Consider the following 22,212-nt stretch of genomic DNA (forward strand, 5'->3'; position numbering starts at 1 on the left):
GAGCCCCCTGTGCGCTCTATTACGTACCGGGGCGTTCTAGACGAGACCGAGGCGCTCCGCCGCGGCGACCGCGTCGACCGGGACCGTGACCGGCTGGGGGGCGCCGGCGACGGCCCAGTCGGGGTCCTTGAGGCCGTTGCCGGTCACCGTGCAGACGATCTTCTGGCCGGGATCGACCTTGCCCTCGTCGACGGCCTTGAGGAGTCCGGCGACCGATGCGGCCGACGCGGGCTCCACGAAGACGCCCTCCTGGGCCGCGAGAAGGCGGTAGGCGGCCAGGATTTGACGGTCCGTCACCTCGTCGATGAAGCCGCCCGACTCGTCGCGCGCGTTGAGTGCGTACTGCCAGGAGGCGGGGTTGCCGATGCGAATCGCGGTGGCGATCGTCGAGGGGTCCTTGACGATCTCGCCGCGCACGATGGGCGCCGAGCCGGAGGCCTGGAAGCCCCACATCCGGGGGGTGTGGGTGGAGATCGCGTCGGCCGCGTACTCCTTGTAGCCCTTCCAATAGGCTGTGATGTTGCCTGCGTTGCCCACGGGAAGGACGTGGATGTCCGGGGCGTCGCCGAGTGCGTCGACGATCTCGAACGCGGCGGTCTTCTGGCCCTCGATACGGACCGGGTTGACCGAATTGACCAGCGCCACCGGGTAGTTGTCGGAGAGCTGGCGGGCGAGGGTCAGGCAGTCGTCGAAGTTTCCGTCGACCTGGAGGATCTTGGCGCCGTGGACCAGCGCCTGGCCCATCTTGCCGATCGCGATCTTGCCCTGCGGGACCAGGACGGCGCAGACCATTCCGGCGCGTACCGCGTAGGCGGCGGCCGACGCGGAGGTGTTGCCGGTGGAGGCGCAGATGACCGCCTTCGCACCTTCCTCCTTGGCGCGGGTGATCGCCATGGTCATGCCGCGGTCCTTGAAGGACCCGGTGGGGTTGGCGCCCTCGACCTTGAGGTGCACCTCGCAGCCCGTGCGCTCGGAGAGGACCTGAGCGGGGACGAGCGGCGTACCGCCCTCGCGGAGCGTGACGACGGGCGTCGCGCTCGTGACCGGCAGACGGTCCCGGTACTCCTCGATGATGCCGCGCCACTGGTGGGTGCCCTTGGTGGTCATGGGTCCTTACTCCCCTTCAACACGCATGATGCTGGCGACACCGCGCACGGTGTCGAGCTTGCGCAGTGCCTCGACGGTCCCGGAAAGGGCTGCGTCGGGTGCGCGGTGGGTGACGACGACGAGCGATGCCTCGCCGGCGCTGTCAGGTCGGCCCTGCTGTCGGACGGTATCGATCGATACGCCCTGCTCGGCGAAGACCGTCGCCACCTGGGCGAGCACGCCCGGCTTGTCGGCCACGTCGAGACTGATGTGGTAGCGCGTGACCACGTCGCCCATGGGGCTGACGGGCAGACGCGTGTACGCGGATTCCCCGGGTCCTGTGGACTCGTTGAGCTTGTTGCGGCAGACCGCGACCAGGTCGCCGAGGACGGCGGATGCGGTCGGGGCGCCGCCGGCGCCGGGTCCGTAGAACATGAGCTGGCCGGCCGCCTCGGCCTCGACGAAGACCGCGTTGTACGCCTCGCGTACGGAGGCGAGGGGGTGGGTCAGCGGGATCATCGCGGGGTGGACGCGGGCCGTGACGGACTTGCCGTCGGCGGCGCGCTCGCAGATCGCGAGGAGCTTGACCGTACAGCCCATGCGCTTCGCGGATGCGATGTCGGCGGCGGTGACCTCGGTGAGGCCTTCGCGATAGACCTCGCCCATGCGCACCCGGGTGTGGAAGGCGATTCCGGCGAGGATGGCGGCCTTGGCGGCGGCGTCGAAGCCCTCGACGTCGGCGGTGGGGTCGGCTTCCGCGTACCCGAGGGCGGTGGCCTCGTCGAGTGCTTCGGAGTAGCCGGCGCCCGAGGAGTCCATCTTGTCGAGGATGAAGTTCGTGGTGCCGTTCACGATGCCCAGGACGCGGTTGACCTTGTCGCCGGCGAGGGACTCGCGCAGCGGGCGTACGAGGGGAATCGCGCCGGCGACCGCCGCCTCGTAGTAGAGGTCCTTGCCGTGCTCCTCGGCCTTGGCGTGCAGGGCCGCGCCGTCCTCGGCGAGGAGTGCCTTGTTGGCGGAGACGACGGACGCGCCGTGCTCGAAGGCGGTGGTGATCAGGGTGCGGGCGGGCTCGATGCCGCCGATGACCTCGATGACGACGTCGATGTCCCCGCGTTTGACCAGGGCTGTCGCATCGGTGGTGATCAGGGCGGGGTCGATGCCCTCGCGCACCTTGGAGGGACGGCGGACGGCTACACCGGCGAGCTCTACGGGGGCCCCGATACGGGCCGTGAGGTCGTCGGCGTGCGTCGTCATGATGCGCGCCACCTCTGAGCCGACCACTCCACAGCCCAGCAGCGCCACCTTCAGCGGACGCGTACGCATCATCCGACCTCACTTCTCATACTTCTACGGTGTGGACCAGTCTCACTCACCGGACGGGAGTTTCTGTCTCCCGTCCGGATCCTGAGACTGTTATTTCACTAGCCGACATCGAGACGCAGGAGATCTTCCTCTGTCTCGCGCCGGACGATCACCCGGGACTCGCCGTCGCGGACCGCGACGACGGGCGGGCGAAGGGCGTGGTTGTAGTTGCTCGCCATGGAGCGGCAGTACGCGCCGGTGGCGGGGACGGCGATCAGGTCGCCCGGCGCCAGGTCCGCGGGAAGGAAGGCGTCCTTGACGACGATGTCGCCGCTCTCACAGTGCTTTCCGACCACACGGACCAGCATGGGCTCGGCGGTGGACGTACGCGAGACGAGGGCGACGGTGTACTCGGCGTCGTAGAGCGCGGTGCGGATGTTGTCGGACATGCCGCCATCGACGCTGACGTAGGTGCGCAGCCCTTCGAGGGGCTTGATGGTGCCGACCTCGTACAGCGTGAAGGCCGTCGGGCCGACGATCGCGCGGCCCGGCTCCACGGAGATGCGGGGGCTGCGCAGGCTGGCGGACTCGCACTCGCGGGTGACGATCTCGCCGAGCGCCTTGGCGATCTCCTGCGGCTCGCGGGGGTCGTCGTCGGAGGTGTACGCGATGCCGAGCCCGCCGCCGAGGTCGATCTCGGGGAGCTCGACGCCGTGCTCGTCGCGGATCTCGGCGAGGAGCTGGACGACGCGGCGGGCGGAGACCTCGAAGCCCGCCATGTCGAAGATCTGCGAGCCGATGTGGCTGTGGATGCCGAGGAGTTCGAGCCCGTCGAGCTTGAGTGCGCGGCGTACGGCCTCGGCGGCCTGGCCGCCCGCGAGCGCGATGCCGAACTTCTGGTCCTCGTGCGCGGTGGCGATGAACTCGTGGGTGTGCGCCTCGACTCCGACGGTGACGCGGAGCAGCACGGGCTGGCGCTTGCCGAGGCTCTGCGCGATGTGCGCGACGCGGACGATCTCCTGGAAGGAGTCGAGGACGATGCGGCCGACGCCCGCGCGGACCGCGCGCTCGATCTCATCGACCGTCTTGTTGTTGCCGTGGAAGGCGATGCGCTCGGCGGGCATTCCGGCGTCGAGTGCGGTGGTCAGCTCGCCGCCGGAGCAGACGTCGAGGTTGAGGCCTTCTTCCTGCAGCCAGCGGACGATCGCGCGGGAGAGGAAGGCCTTGCCCGCGTAGAAGACGTCGGCGTCCTGGCCGAAGGCGTCGGCCCAGGCGCGGCAGCGGGCACGGAAGTCGGCTTCGTCGAGGAAGTACGCGGGGGTGCCGAACTCCTCGGCGAGGCGGGTGACTTCGATGCCGGCGACGGTGGCGACGCCGTCGGCGTTGCGGCCGACGGTGCGCGACCAGACCTTCTCGTCCAGGGAGTTGAGGTCGGCGGGCGGCGCCGCGTAGTGGCCCTCGGGGAGGACGTCGGCGTGGCGGGGCCCTGCGGGGTGGGCGGAACGGCTCATCTCTTCGCTCTCTCAGACTCTTCGTACTCAGATGAATTCGGGTGCGCTGATGCCGAGCAGGGACAGGCCGCCTGCGAGCACCGTCCCTGCGGCCTCGGCGAGGGCCAGCCGGGAGCGGTGGGCGGCCGAGGGTTTCTCGTCGCCGATGGGCAGCACCGTGGGGTGGAGGTCGAGGAGTGCGTCGGCGGTGGTGACCAGGTGCCGGGCGAGGCGGTCGGGGGCGCGGTGGCGGGCGGCGGCCTCGAGGACGGCGGGGTGGTCGGCAAGGGCGGCGAGGAGGGCGGGGGCCTCGATGCTTTCCTCGTACGCGGCCTCTTCGTACGCACCCTCGAAGCCCAGGTCGTGGGCGTTGCGGGTGAGGGCCCGGGTGCGGGCGTACGCGTACCGGACCCGGAAGAGGGGATTGCTCTCGCGCTGGGCGAGCAGTTCCTCGCCGGTGTACGGGTGGTCGTGCGCGGCGGGCCGCAGCATGCCCCAGCGGGCGGCGTCGGATCCGAGGCGGGCGAAGGTGTCGTCGCCGGGGGGCAGCGGGACCGGCCGGAGGGTTTCGGGGGCGCCGGGGACGACGGAGGCGCGGGCGCCCTGGCTGCGGAGCAGCGTGACGACGGTGTGGGTGACGACGGCGGCGCGTGTCTCGTCCACCGGCCCCAGGGGTACGTCGGTGCCGGCGAGGGCGTCGCCGTGTCCGTACTCCAGCCCCTGCGCGAGCACGGTGCGTACGAGGTCGCCCGAGCCGTCGGCGGCGAGGGTGAAGTTCAGGAAGCCGGGCCCGGTGATCTCGACGGCGGCGATGCCCGGGGTGCGGGCGATCCGCGCGCGAAGTGCCTCGGCGACCTGCCGAGGGGCCATTCCCGCAGGTCCGGCCAGCTGGAGCGCGGCGCTGGTGGCGTAGTCGCCCTGCCCTCCGGGCCGCGACCGCTCGACCTTGACCGACTCCGGGACGACCACGCGCAGGGCACCCTCGTCGACCGCGGTGCGCACGGCGCGCACGACGGTACGGGAGAGATCTGCTGGGGTCACGGGACCAGCGTATGGGAGAAGAGGGGTCCCCTCGCCAACCGGTTTCGCGATGCGGTCACGCTGGACCTCCGCTCGTCCGCCCGCCCGTCCCGTCAGCCGCGCGCACTCCCCGCCCGCCCGGCTTCGCGCACGCTCGCCGCGGTCTGCTGCCGGGAGATGTCCTCCGGGGACGGCGGCGCCTCCGCCCGGACCATCAACTGCCGCACCAACTGGATCAGTTCGGAGGGCTCGAAGGGCTTCGCGAGGAAGGCGTCGACACCGGCGTCCACACCGGTCTCGACCTCGTACTGCGTACAAGCGCTGACGATCACGACCGGCAGCCGGCTCGTCAGCGGATCGGAACGCAGTCTGGCGGCGGTCCGCAGCCCGTCCAGGCGCGGCATCACCACATCGAGAGTGATCACATCGGGGCGGACGCGCTGCACGATGTCCAGGCATTCGACACCATCGGCCGCGGTCACGACCTCGAAGCCCTCCAGCTCGAGATTGACCCTGATCAGTTGCCGGATGACCTTGTTGTCGTCGACGACAAGCACCCGGCCGGACATGCCCGACACCACTCGAGAGTAGGTCCGCCGACGCCGCCGCGTCCGGGTTTTGCCCACTTCCACCCCCTCCGGGGTACCAGCACCCGAACCCCGCGAAAATGTCGTTCCTGGCCACCCCCGCTGAGCTGGTAAGGTTCAACTCGTCGCCGCTTCACCGCGGCGATACGCCCCCGTAGCTCAGGGGATAGAGCGTCGGCCTCCGGAGCCGGATGCGTAGGTTCGAATCCTACCGGGGGCACCTTTTACGAGGTGCCCAAAGACCCCGCCATCAGCGGTTTCGCTGAGAACGGGGTCTTCGCGTATGTGCAGCCAGATGCAGCGCTAGGCAGCTCTATGACAGCGGCTGTGGCCTATTCGTGGACATGATCTTGAGGCTGTCTGCCCAGGTCAGCACGAGAAAATGACGAAGCCCCCGGGCAGTCCCAGGGGCTTCCATCATGCCGCGGATCTCAGTGGCTCACTCGTACTCGCGCAACAGGTCTTCAATGCGTCGGTTGGCCACCCCCTGACGACCATCGATGCACTTGGCGTACCGGCCTAGAAGGACCTCGACACTGTTGCCCGCGCGCTCAGCTACTTCGGTGGCGTCGACCCCAGCGTTGAGCCAGGTGGACAGCGCGGAGTGCCGCAGGGCATAGGGGACGTCCGCGAGCGGGGAGACGACGGCAGCCGGCGGGAGCGCGAGCACCCGGGCCTCTCGCCAGACGCGAGAGTACGTAGACCCTCCGACCACTCCCCCACGCTCGTTGGTGAAGAGCCGTCCATCATCGGCGGTGCCGAAGGTGTCGAGATGCTGGCGGTAGATCGCGACGAGTTGGGGCGGGATCGGCACGGGACGCACCTCCTCCACGGGACGGTTCTTCAGCCCGCGGTCATCGTGCGTCTGGCCGTTGTCGGTCCACTGCTTGCCGACGTAGGGACGTGTTCGGTGCAGCAGGGCCATTCCCCACCCGGCATCGGGGAGAGTCAGGTCAGTTTCCTTCAGACCTACAGACTCAGCGGGCCGGAAGGCGCCGAAGTACATGCCGGCGAAGAGGCCGACGAGACGACGCCCGCGAGCGCGCCGGTAGCCACCCACGTACGACACCGCGTGCAGTAGCGACCGTGCTTGCTGAGGGTTGGCGACAACGCGGGGATCGACCTGCTTCACTACCTTCGGTTTCTGCCAGCGCACCGCGGTGACTGGATTCTCTTTGAACTCCCCCAGATCAATTGCGTAGTGCATGGCGTTGACCAGGGTGTTTCGCTTGCGCCTAACGGTTTCCGCCGCGGCTGGAGTCCCGTCCAACTTGAGCTTGAGGGAGTCGAGCACGGACCGCATGGTGGCGGGGTTGGCAAGATCGGAGAGCGGGCGGGATGCGCGGCCGACCCAGTGCAGGGCGTTGGCGACGTCGGCCGGGAGCTCGCGGTCTGCAGGCCCCGGAAGCACGAAGGCCCAGTTCCGCAACGCCTTGCGAAGCAGGCCGTCAGCAGGTCGCCCAGTTCGATCATCCAGAAGTGCGAGCGTCGCCGCCACCAGGGATTCGTTCATGCCGTCACGGGTGTTCGGTGCCACGTGGGGCCACTTCATCGCCAGGTACTTCAGAGCGAATGAGTACCAGCTCAGCGACTCCGCTTTCTCGGCAAGCGAGTCAGGAAGCCCAGTCTCAGTGTCGAATTCCTCGCCGGCATGAGCAGCCCGGAGCAGCTTGGATCGGAAGTTCTCGGCCAGTCCTTTGGTTCGGAACGACTCGGGGAACACTTGGTCCGCCACCCGCCAGCGCACCTCATACGAGACCCTTTGGGTGCCCCTCTTGCGGACGCCCCAGATCTTGACGTCGAGGGACTTCACGCGACCACCCGCTCAAGGCTGTGCAGCCATGCGTCAAAGTCGCTTCGCCAGGCCCGCAGTTCCCCGTTGGGCAGCTTGAAGAGCGAAGGCCCTTTCCCCAGCTCACGCCATCGGTAGAAGGTTCGGCGCGACACGTCCTTGAGCTCGATCAGCATCTCCGGCACCGTCAGTAGTTCGTCCCTCACGCCGCCTCCCCTGCTTGTGAGCGCATTGCCTCGCGGGCGGTGTCGCGGTTGAGTTGGAGGTCGCGGGCGATTGTCGCGGCCAGTGCGGATTCGCCCGGGGTGTGTCCGTGGCCGGCGTACTGCCAGTCGGCGAGGACTAGCACGGTGTCAGGATCGAGAGCAGCCACGCCCAGGGCTTGGCGTTCCTGGGCAGCGCGGAAGTCTGCGCGGGCCTGGCGGAGTTCGCCCAGGGTGGTGGAGTACCGGCGGGATTTGCTGCTGAAGTGCCCGCGGAAGCCGAGCATGTGCGCCCAGGCCCAAAGCCGGTAGGCGGGGTAGAGCGGATCGAGTGCCTTGCACGCGGTGATCAGTCGGCGTGCATGGTCGGGCACGTGGTGGCGGTCGAGGTCTGCCAGTTCGGACACGCGTCGGTCCAGGGTGCCGGTCGCTTCCGCGGCCTTGGTGGCGTACTTGGCGACGTACGAGGCGACCGCCTGCTCTGTGATGTCGGAGCCGTCCCCGAACGCCCTAACCGGCCGCACATCGAGTTGCCGCCCCCAGCGGAACGTACGGGCGGGTTGGTCGCCCGCCAGCGGGACGCTGATGCTCGTGTAGGAGTGGCGGGCAGCGGCGCCGATCGCGTCCGTGAGCAGGTCGACGGTCGCCCAGGACGGTGGCGGGGTGTCGGGACCTTCGGGACCGTCGATACGGATCACGGCGTGAAAGTGGATCGCGCCACGCTTCTGGAATTCGGCGACCTTGCCGAATGACAGGCGGGCAGAGTCGGCGAGTGCGCGTTGCGTGAGGCCGGCGCGGGAGGCGATTTCGCGGCGAAGCCGGTTGGTGAAGCGCTGCCACAGCTCTCCGGCACCGTTGTTGAACAGCACTGTCCCCGCGTAGTCGTACGTGCTCGGATCGAGCGCGGTCCCAAGGGCTACGTCGTCCGCAGCGTGCCGTGTTCCGCAGCGGCAGCGCCCACGGTCGGGACGGTTGTGGACCGCGCCGAATGAGGGTGCGGTGAGGGTGGCGAAGACGCGGGGGTGGTCGCGAACGGTGGCGGGGATGTCGCGACGGTCGTCTCCTGCGAGGCCTGCGCGGATCAGATGGTAAGTGTCGCCGGCGTACGTCCATGCGCAGGAGGGGCAGCGCGAGGCACGGCGGTTTCCGCAGGCGATACGCAGCCGACCGCCAGGCTCATCCTGCGTCGAGAAGTGGCGCAGCGTCTCGCCTGTCGTCTTCTCCTTGGCGAGCGTCCAGCCCGTGAGGTGAATCGGCTCTGCGCAGCCACCAGTACGACGGATCTGCTCTTCCCAGCGGGCGAAGTCGGGTTGGGAGGCGACCCGCAGTAGGTCGCGAAGGACGATGGGGTCCAAGAGGGTGTCAGCCACGGTGCACCGCCTCTCGCACGGCGGTGAGGATGCCGGCATCCGGGGTCCATAAACCACGTGATCCCAGGCACGGCACGGGGCGAGGAAGCCGCTGCACGTCGGACAGTTTCCAGTGCCACAGGCCGCGGGCCGCCCACAGTGAGCACCAGCCGTCATCCGCGTGGCAGTCGACGAGTTGGGCGGTGGCGACGATTGCGCCATGCGGTTGCGGGCGGATCAGGAACGGTCGGGTGAGCGGGACTTCGTCGGCTGCGGGATCGTTTGTCCGTCCGGCGTGGATGAGCACCAGCCCGCGGTAGGCGATGGGCCAACTCCGGTTCTCAATCCGTTTGGTGCCGTAGGCGATGCACGATGCCCAGGGCTGCCAGATGGTCAGCGCCCTTACTTGCGTGGCGGTGGTCATGCAGCCACCTCCTGTACAGAGGCGAGGAACTGCGTGGCCACCCAGTGTGTGTAGGCCGGGGGGATGCATTCACGGATGCCGTCGCGGTTCATCCAGGGCACGTTCATGACCTGCCGGGCGTGCTCGACACCGGAGAAGTTCCCGATGAACTGCCCGTAGGAGCCGGCCGGAATCGGGCGCCCCATCTTGGCTTGCGGCGCAGTGTGGAGAGGATGCGCGGCCGGGGAGAACGTGAAGCCTCCGCCGGTCTCAAAAAGCCGATGCCGGTAGGTCTCCAGCCCGAACATCGTCCCGCACAGCTCGACCGGACCACGCAGCTTGGGGCGGGCACCGTTCACGTTCTCGATCACCCACGGGATGCCCGTGGACTGGAGAGCGGTACGGGTGGGGCCGATCAGGTCCGGGTGAACGCGCCCCTGGATGCGCTGGCAGTCGCTGTCGAGCTGGCAGGGCGGGGAAGCATGGATGAAGTCGAACTCTTCACCGTGCGCCCGCAGGTAGTCGATCGCATCACCCTGAATAAAGGCGAAGGGGTAGCGGGGCTGGGGCGCCAGGTCGACTCCGGTGACGTCGAAGCCGGCCAGGTTGTAGCCCATACCGGCACCGCCCTGGCAGCTGAACAAATCTAGGACACGCAGTCCGTTACGCGCGGTGCTGGTCATGAGCGACCGCCGCGGTGCGCGGGCCCGTGATGGGCGGTGTAGTCGTCCACGAGGGCTTTGACGTTGTCGCTACCAGCGGCCTCATCCGACTGTCCGCAGCCGCCACAGACGTAGGACGCCGACGGGGCACCGTCCGTGTGCGTCGACCAGCGGGCGGAGTCATCGTGACCGCGGTAGATCGGTGCCGCGACGATGTGCAGGCCGGGAAAGTCCAAGGTAGGAGTCAGGTCACTCATGCCCTCGCACCCGCCTTGGACGCGATGATCGGAGTAGTGGCGAGCCAGTGCGTCGCAGTTCCGGTGCCATGGCAGGTCAGGCAGTGGGCGGTGATCGTGTGCAGGTGGCCGGTACGGTTGCGGCCGCCGAGGGTGACCTTGACGGAGGCGAAGCCGTCACAGGCGGGGCAGATCCGGGCAGGGCGAGGCTGACGGTCGGGCATGATGGGTGGTCCTTCCGGTTCAGTGGATCGGGTAGGGGCACGGCGCCCGGAGCGGACGAGACTTGGCGGTTAAGGCCGCTCCGGGGGCCAGTCAGCGACGCCGGGCAGGCGTCGGCTGGGTGTTGAGCAGTGAACGGATGACGAGCGCGCAGATCGCGAGGGATGCCCCCGTGATCGCAACGGCAAGGAACATTGAGACCAGGACCGCGCCGATCACCAGGACGACGCCGGTACCGCCGAGGGCGAGGGCGATCACGCCACCGGTGGTGATCTGCACTCCGGAACGCGCCGGAGCCACAGGAACCGGGGCCGGGGCGGGGGTGTGCTGGCAGGAGCAGGCTCCGGTGTGCTGCTGCGGGATCATGGCGTGCGGCTGGACTATGGCGGTCGGGTGGATCACCGGAACCACGTCGCCGGTCGGCAGCGGGTTGAGGGGTACGCGGGGCTGGAACATGGTCGAACTCCCTTCGGTTCAGGTGGGGTTACTTGAGTGCGTCGTTGAGGGCGGGGGCCAGGAAACTGTCGGCGAGGAGGTAGCCGCCGAGGAGGATCACCAGGACCAGCCAGAGCGGCGGGCGGGCGAGCTTGATGCCGAGGTAGCCGACGACCATCAGGGCGAACCACAGCGGTACGGACATGACAGGGCTCCTAGATCGATGGGGTCAGCGGGGGTAGCAGCGGTGACTCTTGGCCGCCATGCAGCATGCGGAGTAGGTCGCGAAGTCCGAGGACCAGCCGCACGCATTCGAGGTGCAGGTGGCCAGGTAGGACTTCTTGCCTTCGCGGTTGAGGCCGGTGCCGATCTCGACGGGCCCGTAGCGCATGAGGCGTTGGAACAGGAATCCGTGCGGCATAACTGATCAGTCCTCTCAGGTGAGTTGGGCGGCGATGGCTTGTGCCATCGGGGCGGGGACACCGAGGCGGGCGCGCAGGGTGTCGGTGTCGATCGGGTGGCCAGTGGTGGTGCGGTGTGCGGCGGCGACCTTGCGTGCGTGGTCCACCAGCGCGGCCGGAACCTCCATCACGGGCTCAGGGAAGGCGGGCAGTGCAGGCGCCGGTTCGGCAACGGGGGTTTCCTCGCGGTCGAGGGCGACGCTTTCCGCGGCCGGAGCGGGGGCCGATTCGGCCGGCACAGTTGCCGCGGTCGAGGGTGCGTGGGCGAGGAGGGTGCCGCCCATGAACGCGAGCGCAGGCCAGCCAGCCACCAGGAACCGCAGCCATGCCGGAGCGTTGGCGAGGTCGAGGAATCCGGCCGTCGCCACGTTCGCTCCCAGGGATGCGGTCAGCGCGACGAGGAACCAGCACCAGGCGAGGCGTGACGGTCCGGTTGTGCGGAGCCGACGCCAGGCGGCGACGAGGAGGAGATCCACGCTGATGGGGTAGGCCCAGGCTTTCCAGCCGTGTTGTCCGGCCGCGTCGGCGATGTCGTGGAGGTGGGCGAAGGACAGGGCACCGGCGATCACGGCCTGTACGAGTACGGCGTCCATGCGCAGGGTCTTGGTCACGGGGTCCCCCTTCCTGGGGTTGGGGCCGTTGCCGGGCGGGGAGTCGAGTCCGGCCGCCCGGCAGCGGCGGTGATCAGTTGGTGTCGGGGGTGGGGTTGTGGCCGGAGCCGAGGCAGTTCAGGCACAGGCCGTCTTGGGTGCCGACGACGCGGCGGGAGCGGCCAATCCGGACCGGGATAGGGATGTTTCCGGTGCCCTTGCACGTCGGGCAGTCGGCCGGGCGGTGCTTGCGGGCGGCGGTCTTCCGAGCGGTCACGGCGATGTCTCCTCACGGCTTGAGGCATGGGAGGGGTAGGGACTTGGCGCGAGGCGGTCGCACCAACCGTGGCGAGGTGTGGATCAGACCTTGACCGGCGCCTTGACCATCGGCACAGAAGCCGGGGCCATGGGTGCGAACCGGGGCCGGAAGCGGGCCAGTTCGGGGATGTCCGGCGTCAGGTCCTCATGCCGGTTGCAGGCATTCACGGCCGCCCGCAGCGAGGTGTGCGGGGTGCGGATGCGAGCCCATCCGCCGGTCGAGTCGCCGACCACCGCGGTGCCGGGACGCTCCTTGGAGATCTGTGTGGTGGCGAAGACCGCGTGGGCGGAGATGTCGCCGAACGCCATCTTGGCCGAGGATTCGTCGTTCACGCGGTGCGAGGTGCGGTCGGTCAACTGGGCACGCAGCATGGTGATTCCGGAGCCGAGTTCGGAGCCGAAGCGCTGCCCGTAGATGTCCAGATACATGCCCGCCGCGCGACCCAGTTGGGCTATCCGGACCAGGGCGGTGATGATCCGGTCCCGGCGCTTCTCCTCCGCCCGGTTCGCGAAGAGCGCGAGCTCTGCCACCTCGTCCACGGTGATCACGATCGGTTCCGGGCGCAGGTGCTCGGGCAGCCCCCAGATGTCGGCGGTGATCTCCGCATCGGGGATGTCCGCGCTCAGCCGTTGCTCAGTGCGGATGATCTGGTAGATCACCTGCATCCGGACCAACAGTGCGTCCAGGAGTTCCGCCGCATCGTCGGGGTTGTCGACCAGAGCGGAGAACCGGCGTGCCATCGGGGCGAGTTCGACGCCCTTGCAGTCGATCCCCACCAGGGCGACCCGCTGCGAGGCGAGTTCCTTGACGACCTGCCGGGCGTAGACGGACTTCCCGGACTCAGTGGCGCCCAGGTTCAGCGAGTGCGCACCCTTGCGGTAGTCGCGGTAGTGAACCGACCCGTCCTCACACAGGGCGACCGGCACGCGGAGCTGTCCGCGGTCGACCTTGGTGGGCATCTGAACGTGCTTAAGGATGTCGTAGCCGGTCATGGCCACCTCGACCACACCCGGTTTGACCTCCCGAGTGGTGACCTGATGCACGGCGAAGGAGTGTCGCAGGCGATCCGCGGCGGCGGAGAACTCGAACGCGTCCTGTCCGGGCTGCATCTTGATCCGCAGCCGGATACCCGTCCGGGTCGGGCGGATCCGCAGGATGCGCGGCACGCGCTGGCGGGGGGTCTCCCGCTTGAGCCAGCGGGCCACGGCCAAGCGCCAGCGGGAGGCAGGGACGGTCAGGTTGCAGGCATCCATGACAGTGCCGTACCGGACCAGGAGCCGGACCATGGCGAAGGCGACGCCGAAGGTCAGCCAGAACCAGGCCGGACGCCGCCACCGCAGGACGAGCGCGGCAGCAACGACCAACAGCAGCAGAACGGTTAACCACGTCATGATCAGGCTGCCTTGACCTTGGAGGTGTCCGAGGCGAGCGAGGTCACGGCGACTGCGCGGAAGCTGATGCCGTGGCGCTTCTGGCCGTTGAACTCGTTCTCCCACGGACGGGCAACGAGGCCGGTCAGGCCGACCATGGTGCCTATGGCCATCTCGCCGTTGAAAGCGGGCTGCGGAGCGGTGATCGTGAGGACCTCAGAGGAGCCGTCCAGGACGAACAGCACGTCGATCGTCATGAGCTGGGCACCGGTCTCCATGTCCATAGCAAGTTCGCCGGTACGGCGGTCCTTCACCTTCGGCGCCGGCGGCTGAGCCACCATCACCATGGCTGCGGACGTGTCTACGGGGATCTGACGCATGATGGAACTTCCCTTCGGGGTGGGAGCGGCGTACTTGCTTGGCGGTGGGTCGCCGCTCCTGAACGTTGATGACGTTGGTCCGTAGGAGAACTACGGAGCTTGCGCTCCCAACTGGTGTGCACCAGTAGGTTGCATCTGGTGTGCACCAGATGTCAAGCAGTGTCGCCGACCCGGCTTCTCAACTCGCCGTCGTGCGACGCTTCTAGAGAACCGCGCAACCCAACAGGCCGGTAGCCAGGAGGGGTTAATAGAAGTTGGGTTAACCCCTGACGACCTGCATCTATGTGCGGCATGCTGTTTTTACGGCGCAGACTTCATAGGCGGAGCGGTGGCGGAGCACGTGGCGAATGGACTCCAGACAGCACGCAAGGCGCGCGGGTGGTCGCAGGAGCGGCTCATCCGCGAAATGGAGCGGTACGCGCGAGAGCACATCTCCGTGATCGCGTCGACAGCCAGCCTGCGCGTCTACGTCTCGGAGTGGGAGAACGGCAAGCGCCCGATCTCCGAGCCATACGGGAAGATCCTGCGCGCGCTACTGGGTACCACCGATGACGAGCTCAACGGCAGGCACACCATGCCCGCGGCATCCGTCGAGGCAGACGGGTACGACGAGTTGGTGAACAGGATCGATGCATCCCGGAGCGTCAGCCTCACCATGGTGAAGACGTTCATGGACCAGACGGAACTACTGCGGACAGTGGACCGCCAGATGGGGGCGGCCAGTCTCGTCGACCAGATGACCGGCCACCTCTCCACCTTGGAAGAAGCCCTCACCTTCGCTGTACTCCCCGAGACGCGACGGCCGGTAGCTCTCGCACTCGCCGGCGCAGCAACGCTTGCCGCATGGCAGGCTCTCGATGTCGGCGCCGTTGAACGAGCATGGCGCCACTACGAGTTAGGGAAGCACGCAGCCAAAGAGGCTGACGAGCCGATGTATCTCGCGCATGCCACGGCAGAGCAGGCGTACGTACTCTGTGACGCCGGCCGCCCCGCGGTTGCAGTTGAGTTGGTCCGGGACGCTCAGCGAGCCGGCGGCAAGGTGATGTCGCCAAGACTCCGGGCATGGCTGTACGCGGCCGAGGCCGAGATCTGCGCGAAAGCCGGCCTTCCAGACGACTGCCGTCGAGCACTCGACAACGCCGTACGCTGCCTACCTGCCGGCGAAGGGGCCCGCGACCCCGACATGTTGAGCATCTTCCTAAACCAAGGGCACTTGAGCCGTTGGCGCGGCAACGCGCTCGCGCTGCTAGGCGATGACGAGGCCGTAAGCGATCTATACGTATCTCTCGATGCCATGGATCCGACGTTCATTCGGGCGACCGCGGGACTACGCTGTGACCTCGCTCAAGCGCATCTTGCCCGTGGCGAGTACGACGAAGCCCACGACCACCTACGCCAGGCCCGCCTACTGGCCAGCCGTACGGGATCCGTGCGCCATCGTCGCCGGATCGAACAGCTCACGCAGGGGTTGTAGCCGACGTCCCCGCAGCGCGCGATGCGAGCACGTGCAGCAGAGCAACGAGCGTGCCCGAACCCATCAGTTCACCCCGAGTCATGAGCCCGGGAATGTCCGCAAGCGGGACCCACGCAACGTGCCCCGCCTCTTCAAGATCAGTGGGCTCCCCGACCTGCTTCGCTCCGTGAGCGACGTAGATCTCATGCGGTGAATCGACCATCCCGACCATGGGTTGGTAGGTCACCACATGCTCAACACCAGTCGGGCGCCAGCCAGTCTCTTCCTCGACCTCACGCAGCGCACAGGCTGCAGGATCTTCGCCATCGTCGACGATGCCGCCGGGCAGTTCCCACCCGAAGGTCTCGGGCACGAAGCGATATCGCCACAGCATGAGCACCCGGTCCTGATCGTCCAGAACCGCAGTGATGGCGACGTGGTGCAACCGCACTACGTGATGCTCGAACCGTTCAACGCCAGGCGGTTCGACATCAGCGAGCGTGAGCTTCACCCATTGGTTGTCGTAGACCGTCCGCTCACCGTGGATCTGCCAGGGCTCCAAGTCCGTCGGAGTCGTCACCGAAACGGTCTTGTCCGGCACCCGATACGAGCTGCGCCCCTGCACCACAATGACCCCCTCAGCAAGAAGCTTCGCGAGAACCTGGCGGAGCGCTGTACGACTGATGTCGAGGTCTTCAGACAAGGTGCGCTCGGAAGGGAGCTTGTCCCCAGGCGGGTACGCGCCTGCCGAAATCCGTTCCCGGATCGCGCGGTACACCCGCTCCGACTTCGGTCCCATCCTGTGAGCACGCTCCTTGGTGTCATCAACTGGCATGCACCAGCGTAGCCGTCAGCCCCATTCGCGAACAGGGACGATCAGCCCCGCAGCCAGGCCCGCCGATGCCGAGCCACGGCGTACACAGCTTCGACCCGGTCGGGGGTCAGTACACCCGTGAGTGGCCCCAGGGCGGAGACCTCTCGCTCCTGGTAGATCCGTACCTTGTTCTGCGTGACCGCCCGATACACCGTCGCCACATCCACGAAGACAAGGACGGGCTCCACGGCGACGGGAAAGCCGCAGTGCCGCTCGAGCACCTCTCGCACGTAGGCAGCTTCCGCCTTGCTGGCTGCGGCGTACGGCTCGGGCGGACCGTTATTCACCTTGGCCATGGAGTCACCGACCCAGACCGAAGCGCCAGGGTGGCATTTGGTATTGATGCTGAACACCCCGCCAGGACCAATGAGTAGGTGATCGATGTCGCCACCGTTGCTCTTGGGCACACCATGCAGAACGCGCCATCCTTGACTGGTCAGCCTCTCTAACTCCCGTCCGACGCGCCGCTCACCGCCGAGACCGATGTAGTAGGAGTCCCACTCCGAAGACCGTCCGAGCACCTTGCCCCAAGCCCTTCGGATCGACGAAGGCCCGCGCGCGGCCACAGCTCCAAGGAGTTCCGCGCCAGGCCGATTCTCAGCAAGGTCGTCAGCGACGGTCAGCTGAGGCAACCGAGGCAGCCGTCCACGCCCTTGCGGAGGAGCCGGCGTGGGAGCGGGCTTGGACCTTGGCTTCACTGCATCGGCCACATGCTCACGAACAGTGGCCGAGTGACCAAGCTGTGCGCGAAGCAGCGCCACAGCTTCGCTCCGGTACATCAGCATCTTTACCGTGATGACCTTGGTCGCCAAGTCCGCCCACGCAACGGCAGTCCCGTCCGGGAGGTTCACGTACAGCCGATCCTTGCCGTGGCGCTTCCACCGATGCACCGTGAGTTCGCTCATCAGCCCCGCCCCCGGTTGCCTGCCATCCCCACCTACATGGCAGCAGCCGGCACCGCACCCGGCAAGAGCGCCTTGCGGTCAAACTTTCTCTACTTCATCAAGGCTCGCTGCGCTCGCGGCTGCTTGCTCAGCCGCGAGCCGACAACAGGCCCTATGCCCTTGGTCATCAGCCACGGTGAATCGGGAGCGCCGGCACCACTCCGCCGCCACGATCCGACCTTTGAGGAGGGAAAAGACAACAACAGTCGTTCACGGCTCACATGTCACGTCAACCCCGACAGCCTCACAGACCCGCACTGCCCAACACGTTGGGTCGATTCATCATCGAGGGCCGCGCACAGCACGGCGGCGTCGGCCGGCCGCCGCCCCGCTGCCTTCCATGTCTGCGCCACCAGGCCGCGCGCCGCCGACCGCCCGACGCCACGGCAGCGGCCAGAAACCAGCACTGGGTTTGGCGGGCTCAAGGGGGTGCCGCACAGCAGGCCAGAGACGATTTGTGCTTAAGAACTGAGGCCGGATCATGGCGGCGGCGCGGTGTCAGCTCTCCCGCTGTTGTGGCCGTTGCCCCGTGGCTGGGGCGGCCAGTTCCACGGCTTTAGGCAGCCACTTTGGGGCGAGCCTCTACGATCATGGCCCCGATTCGGGCTGTTGCGGGCAGCGGAGGTGCTGCCCGAATCGCGGCCAGCGTAAGGGGCCATGATCACTCGCCCCAAAGCAGCTCCAGCCCAAAGCCGCTCCACCGACCTTTGGCTTCAGCCTGCGAGGGTCTCTTTAAGCCTCACTGATTGCCTTCATGATCTCCTGAGGCGCGCTAACAATGTAATCATACGGAATGACGGGTTCCCCATTCGCAATTCCTGCAATTGAGCATTCCCCTCGGATCCATTCCGTGAATCCCTTGAGGGATCCGCGCCTCCGAACCCACCGTTGCATCAGAAAAGATTCATGCCACTGATCTTGCGTAAATGCCATGACTTGCGCCATTTCACTCGGCACTCGTGACTGGAATTGGATGAAGCGCTTTGCCAGCAGACCCAATCCCATGTGACTCAAACAGCCAACTCTGTCACTTGTTCGCAGATAGGCTTGTGGGACACTTTGAATTTTCCCGAAGTCCGCAACAAAGGATTTATGATCCTCCCCCTTCTGCATCATCAAGTCAGGTAGAGCGAACTTATCCTTACGACCAGTGCGGTCTTCGCCAAAATTTTCGTAGTCTAATACCTGAGTTACGGGAGCAACGGTAATGAACGGCCGCAGCTTATCTCCGTAGTAGCACTGACACGGGTGAGGGATAATCATGACGATCGACTCAGCAAAGTCGATCTCTACCTTCCCCTGCACTGGTGGCTTCTTAGGAAGTAGCGGGAGAGGGACATCGACAAAAATATCCCCCTGAAACAATGGACGATCGATTTCGCAATCGTCACCCCGAGAGAGGTAGAGCTCCTCAGGTTCAAGCCAATTCTTATCTTCGAAAGCAGGCTGCAAATCAGTCATCCCGCAATGCTCCGACGCGCTTGATTAACGTTTCTCGTTTGGAGGATAAGGTGACCACGCGTCCTCTCCCTCGACCGCCTCCAAGTCCTCTGGATTGTCCCCTCTGTCCACGATCGGCGCAAGAAGCGAGACCCTGACTCCATCGACAACAGGTGCGGCATCATGAAGGACCACCACGCGTCGATGGAGTTCACTCCATCGACGACTCGTCAGGAGTTCGACTGGTGTGATCTCCCCGTCGATTGGTGTCTGCAGCCAAACCCGTGCCTCGGCGGCTCCGAGACGTCGAACCAAGTCAGCCATCACGGTGTGCAGGTAGCTCAACTGACCATGGCGCAAGTCGCTAATGGGCGCACCGCCAGCCCAGCGGGAGTACTGCTCGCGCGAGACACCGAGCGCCGTAGCGAGCTTCGCTGCGCCCAGGCCCGTCATCTCCCTCAGCTCGTTGGCGAGGCGAGCATGCGTGGTTTGCTCATCCGGGAGGGGGGGCTTGCCTACGTCATCTTTGGCGGGAGGCGCCGACGGCTGCTCAGCCGGCCCGACAGGTGACGTGTCCACCTCGATCAGCTGACCGCCCGAGACAAGTCGAAGCATCGCGCTTCCACCAAGAACGCCTGCCCAGTCACGCAGCATTTCATTATGTGACTGAGTGCCGGAGGCAATTCCACCGAGGGCTTGCTGAAGCGCAGTGCGCAAGACCGGGTCTGCCATGAGCTTCTCGCGCCACTGAGATGACAAGAGCACCTGAATCGAAGGCTTGACCGACAGGGCCGACGTAGCTTCATGTAGGGCAGGGATGCCCATCGAAGAGGACCAGTCTCCAGTCCTTGACGAATTCGAGAAGATTTCTTCCAGCCGCCCCAGCAAGGAACTGTTACGGCTGGAACGTCGCACGGAGCGAGCATCTTGCAGGTAGGGTACATTCGTAACTCTACTCAATTAGATCAGCTCCTCTAAGCTCGACTCCGTTACGCCTTCAGGCTCATGCGGTATTCTTCATCTACGCACCATGCGAAGCATCGATACGCAACGTCGTTAAGGGCATCTAGGTATCGAAGAGTCTCTTCAACCTCATACCCAACCGGATCGCTATTTGAGCAATCAATGTCGAGCAGGTACGGTGCTTTCACCTGTGCGTTTTCGGTCGCGAGTCCGTGCCGTAGGGCCAATTGAATACCATCATCCACGGCAAGCAGTTGCCCCACGGAACCAATCAGATGATTCCGCCATCCACGGTCTCCAGTGATTCCCAGGACGTCACCTCTGACACGACCGTCCAGTGAACCGCCATCATCGGTGGGTACGTGGTTGACGTAGCGAAGTCCTACCCTTTCCCGAACGCGCAAGGTCGCGATTTCGGCAACTACCGAAAGAACCTCTTCCATTCTTTCTCGGACTTCGCCCCACCCTGCATAATCAGTAGTCTCTAGCGTGGCGTGTTCTGAACCGAGAACTACAGCCCACGTCCCCTTGAGGTCTTGAAAACGATACTGCGGAATGCTCGTACTTTGTACGCCATTACCAGGAGTCGCCATTATGGTAAGTTGCTGCTCGGTAGTTAGGCGCGGGTAACGAGCCGCGAGAGCATCATGAACAGTGCTCGCGCCTGTATGTGTCCCCAAAATTCCTTGACTGTTAAACCTAACCTGCACGATTACCTGTTGTAGCAACGCCGGTTTGAGCGGGAGCACATCGGCCCCGGGCAAGAAGTCGAACATGATCCCTCCGGGCACTGGACATCACACCCTATGTCACACCCTCAAGTCTCCAGCCCGCCGGCACTTCTGGCAAGCCGCCGAGCGTCACGAGTGGTAACAAGTGGCCATGTGGCGCCATCCAGGGGAGCGCGCAGTAGACAAAAATAGATCTTATCTACGCATATCGAATGGGTGTCCCCTCCTGTGACCCGCTGCACTCGGCATCGAGTGTGGGCCCCATCCCCGACACCAGGTGGACCAACTCACCGTCATCATGACACCGGGTCAGGGACCAAGGCTCTACGGTTCTGTCCCGCATGCCAATGCTTGCCGCGGGTTTTCACGAGGTGAGTTGTCCGAGGCTAGGCCACGCACTGCCAGTTGAGCGCGTGTCGGCACGTTGCGCTTGGGATCTCCAACGGGCCTTGCAGCTGGTCACAGCAATGGAGATCGATTGGTCCCCAAGTGTCTTCTAAGCACTCGCCGCAACCCCAGGCCGGCGTAGTTCGCATCGAGGGGCAGAAGACATCGCCTTGGCGGCGCCACTCGGCCGACCTTGGGTGACAAAGCGCTGATGCGGGGTATCGCCCACTGAAAGTGGAAATGCCACTTCCACACACCCATCCTGACCTGCGTAAACTCTGCTCTCGGACGGTTAGCAGGCCTCAAGGATGGTAATCTTCTTCTTGTTGGATGGGGATGTGTCCCCTACCCAACAACACGAAGGACCCGCCCCGGCTGCAACCAGGACGGGCCTCCATGTAGTTCCACGAGCCCGGTCGAACATCAGGCGACCGGGCTCGCTGCTGCGCGCTCGGACAAGTCGACCGGTTACCTCGGGTGGGCCTCAGCGAAGCTGAGCGAACTGCCCCACCAGCGCGGCGAGACCAACCAGCAAACTCAGCGCCCCGAGGACGACCTGCCACTTTGCAGGACCGGACCACTCAGGCTCCTCGTTCGGATCGGAGCTCATCGCACCACCCCCCTTCCCCTCCATACGGCGCCCTCGGTTGGGCCCCGCGGGCATGTGAACTCACTCTTCCCAGAGGCGAGTTCAGGGAGGTTCAGGTGAAGCGGTAGTCATACTACCGGCCGCCCTCGATAGCTCAGGGGAGGCCGATCCTGTGGCGAATACAGGTTCGATTTAGGTTCAGGAGGTGGCGTCCTCTGCATGCGTGTCCTCATTCAGAAGGAGCGCCAGATGGCGGGCAAGTTGCTGCTGATCGACGCTGGAGAGCTGCTGGTACCGCGCCCAGATGTCCTCAACGGGTGTGCGGGGACGCTCACCCATAGTGATCCACGTCAGCAAGCGGGTTCGCTCACGAATCGACAGCGCTGAGGCCCGAGTAGCAAGCTCGGACGCACCATCCCCACTCTCGCCAGCGGCCTGGCAGTCACTGCAAAGACTCCGGCGATTCAGGAAATCGTCGCGACCTCCGTCTGCCAGAGCCGTGCGGTGGGTGACGTGGATTCGAGAACCCTGGGGCAAGCTGTCGGCTGCTCGCCCGCACACCTCGCACGTGACGCCGGCGCTCGCGGCCATCGTCTGCCGACGCGAGGCGCTGGTGGCCCGCGCCCTCTTCTTTCGCTCTGCCGGATCCCACACACCGATGCCGGGCTTCACGAAGCGCTGCTCTGACTGCTCAAGACTGGCGTCTTCTCGACTGGTGTCGATGACCCATCCCCAGTCCCGAAGATCTCGGATACGGCGGTCGATCTGCGCCATGTCAGGGAACGCTTCCCGCAGTTGGCCCTTCGTGAAGACATTCCCGATCCCGACCACCTGCAGCAGCCACAGCGCGCCGCGGACCAGTCCGCCAGAGCTATCGTCGCGCCAGTCCGGGAGCCCCTCGGTACCGATGTCGCCCACGTT

Annotated in this window: 26 protein-coding genes and 1 tRNA gene; 2 read left to right on the forward strand and 25 right to left on the reverse strand. The window is 66.0% G+C overall.

Annotated features, from left to right (window positions below):
• Positions 1 to 36: 36 nt before the first annotated feature.
• The 5 genes from thrC to AB0H78_RS17815 form a co-directional block, all read right to left on the reverse strand.
• Positions 37 to 1,107 carry a threonine synthase gene (gene thrC / locus AB0H78_RS17795; protein WP_363235341.1) on the reverse strand — a complete coding sequence of 357 codons (1,071 nt, stop codon included), beginning with the start codon at positions 1,105 to 1,107 and terminating at the stop codon, positions 37 to 39.
• A 6-nt stretch (positions 1,108 to 1,113) separates the two neighbouring features.
• Positions 1,114 to 2,415 (reverse strand): homoserine dehydrogenase, encoded by a 1,302-nt coding sequence (locus AB0H78_RS17800; protein ID WP_363235342.1) that lies wholly within the window; start codon positions 2,413 to 2,415, stop codon positions 1,114 to 1,116.
• A 95-nt stretch (positions 2,416 to 2,510) separates the two neighbouring features.
• On the reverse strand, positions 2,511 to 3,902 hold the full coding sequence (gene lysA / locus AB0H78_RS17805; RefSeq protein WP_363235343.1) for a diaminopimelate decarboxylase: 1,392 nt from the start codon (positions 3,900 to 3,902) through the stop codon (positions 2,511 to 2,513).
• Positions 3,903 to 3,929: 27 nt separating this feature from the next.
• Positions 3,930 to 4,922 (reverse strand): ArgS-related anticodon-binding protein NrtL, encoded by a 993-nt coding sequence (gene nrtL, locus AB0H78_RS17810; RefSeq protein WP_363235344.1) that lies wholly within the window; start codon positions 4,920 to 4,922, stop codon positions 3,930 to 3,932.
• Positions 4,923 to 5,014: 92 nt separating this feature from the next.
• Positions 5,015 to 5,527 carry a response regulator gene (locus AB0H78_RS17815; RefSeq protein WP_363235345.1) on the reverse strand — a complete coding sequence of 171 codons (513 nt, stop codon included), beginning with the start codon at positions 5,525 to 5,527 and terminating at the stop codon, positions 5,015 to 5,017.
• Positions 5,528 to 5,636: 109 nt separating this feature from the next.
• On the opposite strand from AB0H78_RS17815, the gene AB0H78_RS17820 reads away from it, so the two are divergent.
• A tRNA-Arg gene (locus AB0H78_RS17820) sits at positions 5,637 to 5,708 on the forward strand.
• 219 nt (positions 5,709 to 5,927) lie between these two features.
• Here the strand turns inward: AB0H78_RS17820 and AB0H78_RS17825 are convergent.
• From AB0H78_RS17825 to AB0H78_RS17890, 14 genes are all read right to left on the reverse strand, one after another.
• Complete coding sequence (locus AB0H78_RS17825) at positions 5,928 to 7,301, reverse strand: site-specific integrase (RefSeq protein ID WP_363235346.1); 1,374 nt, start codon at positions 7,299 to 7,301, stop codon at positions 5,928 to 5,930.
• Positions 7,298 to 7,456: an excisionase gene (locus tag AB0H78_RS17830; RefSeq protein ID WP_363235643.1), complete on the reverse strand. Its 159-nt coding sequence runs from the start codon at positions 7,454 to 7,456 to the stop codon at positions 7,298 to 7,300. Before AB0H78_RS17830 ends, AB0H78_RS17825 begins: the two co-directional genes overlap by 4 nt.
• Positions 7,457 to 7,482: 26 nt before the next feature.
• Positions 7,483 to 8,853 (reverse strand): replication initiator protein RepSA, encoded by a 1,371-nt coding sequence (gene repSA, locus AB0H78_RS17835; RefSeq protein WP_363235347.1) that lies wholly within the window; start codon positions 8,851 to 8,853, stop codon positions 7,483 to 7,485.
• Positions 8,846 to 9,256, reverse strand: a complete 411-nt coding sequence (locus tag AB0H78_RS17840; RefSeq protein ID WP_363235348.1) for a hypothetical protein — start codon at positions 9,254 to 9,256, stop codon at positions 8,846 to 8,848. Before AB0H78_RS17840 ends, repSA begins: the two co-directional genes overlap by 8 nt.
• Entirely contained in the window at positions 9,253 to 9,918 is a 666-nt protein-coding gene (locus tag AB0H78_RS17845) for an SAM-dependent methyltransferase (protein ID WP_363235349.1), read from the reverse strand. The genes AB0H78_RS17840 and AB0H78_RS17845 overlap by 4 nt, the downstream gene beginning before the upstream one ends.
• The gene (locus AB0H78_RS17850) at positions 9,915 to 10,154 is read right to left on the reverse strand and encodes a hypothetical protein (RefSeq protein WP_363235350.1); all 240 of its coding nucleotides are present in this window, start codon (positions 10,152 to 10,154) and stop codon (positions 9,915 to 9,917) included. Before AB0H78_RS17850 ends, AB0H78_RS17845 begins: the two co-directional genes overlap by 4 nt.
• Complete coding sequence (locus tag AB0H78_RS17855) at positions 10,151 to 10,357, reverse strand: hypothetical protein (RefSeq protein ID WP_363235351.1); 207 nt, start codon at positions 10,355 to 10,357, stop codon at positions 10,151 to 10,153. The genes AB0H78_RS17850 and AB0H78_RS17855 overlap by 4 nt, the downstream gene beginning before the upstream one ends.
• Positions 10,358 to 10,448: 91 nt before the next feature.
• The gene (locus AB0H78_RS17860; RefSeq protein ID WP_363235352.1) at positions 10,449 to 10,811 is read right to left on the reverse strand and encodes a SpdD-like protein; all 363 of its coding nucleotides are present in this window, start codon (positions 10,809 to 10,811) and stop codon (positions 10,449 to 10,451) included.
• A 28-nt stretch (positions 10,812 to 10,839) separates the two neighbouring features.
• A complete protein-coding gene (locus AB0H78_RS17865; RefSeq protein ID WP_363235353.1) occupies positions 10,840 to 10,995 on the reverse strand; it encodes a hypothetical protein in 156 nt (51 codons plus the stop codon).
• Between the two features lie 24 nt (positions 10,996 to 11,019).
• Entirely contained in the window at positions 11,020 to 11,211 is a 192-nt protein-coding gene (locus AB0H78_RS17870) for a mobile element transfer protein (RefSeq protein WP_363235354.1), read from the reverse strand.
• Between the two features lie 15 nt (positions 11,212 to 11,226).
• Positions 11,227 to 11,862 carry a DUF2637 domain-containing protein gene (locus AB0H78_RS17875; RefSeq protein ID WP_363235355.1) on the reverse strand — a complete coding sequence of 212 codons (636 nt, stop codon included), beginning with the start codon at positions 11,860 to 11,862 and terminating at the stop codon, positions 11,227 to 11,229.
• A gap of 73 nt (positions 11,863 to 11,935) precedes the next feature.
• Positions 11,936 to 12,118 (reverse strand): hypothetical protein, encoded by a 183-nt coding sequence (locus AB0H78_RS17880; RefSeq protein ID WP_363235356.1) that lies wholly within the window; start codon positions 12,116 to 12,118, stop codon positions 11,936 to 11,938.
• A gap of 83 nt (positions 12,119 to 12,201) precedes the next feature.
• Positions 12,202 to 13,551, reverse strand: a complete 1,350-nt coding sequence (locus AB0H78_RS17885) for an FtsK/SpoIIIE domain-containing protein (RefSeq protein WP_363235357.1) — start codon at positions 13,549 to 13,551, stop codon at positions 12,202 to 12,204.
• A gap of 2 nt (positions 13,552 to 13,553) precedes the next feature.
• Positions 13,554 to 13,910 carry a hypothetical protein gene (locus tag AB0H78_RS17890; protein ID WP_363235358.1) on the reverse strand — a complete coding sequence of 119 codons (357 nt, stop codon included), beginning with the start codon at positions 13,908 to 13,910 and terminating at the stop codon, positions 13,554 to 13,556.
• A 340-nt stretch (positions 13,911 to 14,250) separates the two neighbouring features.
• Here AB0H78_RS17890 and AB0H78_RS17895 point away from each other — a divergent pair, with 340 nt between their 5' ends.
• Positions 14,251 to 15,384: a helix-turn-helix transcriptional regulator gene (locus AB0H78_RS17895; protein ID WP_363235359.1), complete on the forward strand. Its 1,134-nt coding sequence runs from the start codon at positions 14,251 to 14,253 to the stop codon at positions 15,382 to 15,384.
• Here the strand turns inward: AB0H78_RS17895 and AB0H78_RS17900 are convergent.
• The 6 genes from AB0H78_RS17900 to AB0H78_RS17925 form a co-directional block, all read right to left on the reverse strand.
• Positions 15,368 to 16,162 (reverse strand): NUDIX domain-containing protein, encoded by a 795-nt coding sequence (locus AB0H78_RS17900; protein WP_363235360.1) that lies wholly within the window; start codon positions 16,160 to 16,162, stop codon positions 15,368 to 15,370. The two genes, AB0H78_RS17895 and AB0H78_RS17900, sit on opposite strands and share 17 nt — an antisense overlap.
• Positions 16,163 to 16,239: 77 nt before the next feature.
• Positions 16,240 to 17,142 (reverse strand): nuclease-related domain-containing protein, encoded by a 903-nt coding sequence (locus AB0H78_RS17905; RefSeq protein ID WP_363235361.1) that lies wholly within the window; start codon positions 17,140 to 17,142, stop codon positions 16,240 to 16,242.
• Positions 17,143 to 17,913: 771 nt separating this feature from the next.
• Entirely contained in the window at positions 17,914 to 18,642 is a 729-nt protein-coding gene (locus AB0H78_RS17910) for a hypothetical protein (RefSeq protein ID WP_363235362.1), read from the reverse strand.
• 24 nt (positions 18,643 to 18,666) lie between these two features.
• The gene (locus AB0H78_RS17915) at positions 18,667 to 19,536 is read right to left on the reverse strand and encodes a hypothetical protein (protein WP_363235363.1); all 870 of its coding nucleotides are present in this window, start codon (positions 19,534 to 19,536) and stop codon (positions 18,667 to 18,669) included.
• A 74-nt stretch (positions 19,537 to 19,610) separates the two neighbouring features.
• Positions 19,611 to 20,360 carry a TIGR04255 family protein gene (locus AB0H78_RS17920; RefSeq protein ID WP_363235364.1) on the reverse strand — a complete coding sequence of 250 codons (750 nt, stop codon included), beginning with the start codon at positions 20,358 to 20,360 and terminating at the stop codon, positions 19,611 to 19,613.
• Between the two features lie 1,129 nt (positions 20,361 to 21,489).
• A complete protein-coding gene (locus AB0H78_RS17925; protein WP_363235365.1) occupies positions 21,490 to 22,209 on the reverse strand; it encodes an HNH endonuclease in 720 nt (239 codons plus the stop codon).
• Positions 22,210 to 22,212: the final 3 nt, after the last annotated feature.

It is taken from the genome of Streptomyces sp. NPDC050738 (genome assembly GCF_040654175.1).
GTDB lineage: Bacteria > Actinomycetota > Actinomycetes > Streptomycetales > Streptomycetaceae > Streptomyces.

Coding starts and splice junctions, on each gene's coding strand:
- thrC (WP_363235341.1), bottom strand. CDS start 1,107: ATGACCACCAAGGGCACCCACCAGTGGCGCGGCATCATCGAGGAGTAC.
- AB0H78_RS17800 (WP_363235342.1), bottom strand. CDS start 2,415: ATGATGCGTACGCGTCCGCTGAAGGTGGCGCTGCTGGGCTGTGGAGTG.
- lysA (WP_363235343.1), bottom strand. CDS start 3,902: ATGAGCCGTTCCGCCCACCCCGCAGGGCCCCGCCACGCCGACGTCCTC.
- AB0H78_RS17830 (WP_363235643.1), bottom strand. CDS start 7,456: ATGCTGATCGAGCTCAAGGACGTGTCGCGCCGAACCTTCTACCGATGG.
- AB0H78_RS17840 (WP_363235348.1), bottom strand. CDS start 9,256: ATGACCACCGCCACGCAAGTAAGGGCGCTGACCATCTGGCAGCCCTGG.
- AB0H78_RS17845 (WP_363235349.1), bottom strand. CDS start 9,918: ATGACCAGCACCGCGCGTAACGGACTGCGTGTCCTAGATTTGTTCAGC.
- AB0H78_RS17850 (WP_363235350.1), bottom strand. CDS start 10,154: ATGAGTGACCTGACTCCTACCTTGGACTTTCCCGGCCTGCACATCGTC.
- AB0H78_RS17855 (WP_363235351.1), bottom strand. CDS start 10,357: ATGCCCGACCGTCAGCCTCGCCCTGCCCGGATCTGCCCCGCCTGTGAC.
- AB0H78_RS17860 (WP_363235352.1), bottom strand. CDS start 10,811: ATGTTCCAGCCCCGCGTACCCCTCAACCCGCTGCCGACCGGCGACGTG.
- AB0H78_RS17865 (WP_363235353.1), bottom strand. CDS start 10,995: ATGTCCGTACCGCTGTGGTTCGCCCTGATGGTCGTCGGCTACCTCGGC.
- AB0H78_RS17870 (WP_363235354.1), bottom strand. CDS start 11,211: ATGCCGCACGGATTCCTGTTCCAACGCCTCATGCGCTACGGGCCCGTC.
- AB0H78_RS17885 (WP_363235357.1), bottom strand. CDS start 13,551: ATGACGTGGTTAACCGTTCTGCTGCTGTTGGTCGTTGCTGCCGCGCTC.
- AB0H78_RS17890 (WP_363235358.1), bottom strand. CDS start 13,910: ATGCGTCAGATCCCCGTAGACACGTCCGCAGCCATGGTGATGGTGGCT.
- AB0H78_RS17900 (WP_363235360.1), bottom strand. CDS start 16,162: ATGGGACCGAAGTCGGAGCGGGTGTACCGCGCGATCCGGGAACGGATT.
- AB0H78_RS17905 (WP_363235361.1), bottom strand. CDS start 17,142: ATGAGCGAACTCACGGTGCATCGGTGGAAGCGCCACGGCAAGGATCGG.
- AB0H78_RS17910 (WP_363235362.1), bottom strand. CDS start 18,642: ATGACTGATTTGCAGCCTGCTTTCGAAGATAAGAATTGGCTTGAACCT.
- AB0H78_RS17920 (WP_363235364.1), bottom strand. CDS start 20,360: ATGTTCGACTTCTTGCCCGGGGCCGATGTGCTCCCGCTCAAACCGGCG.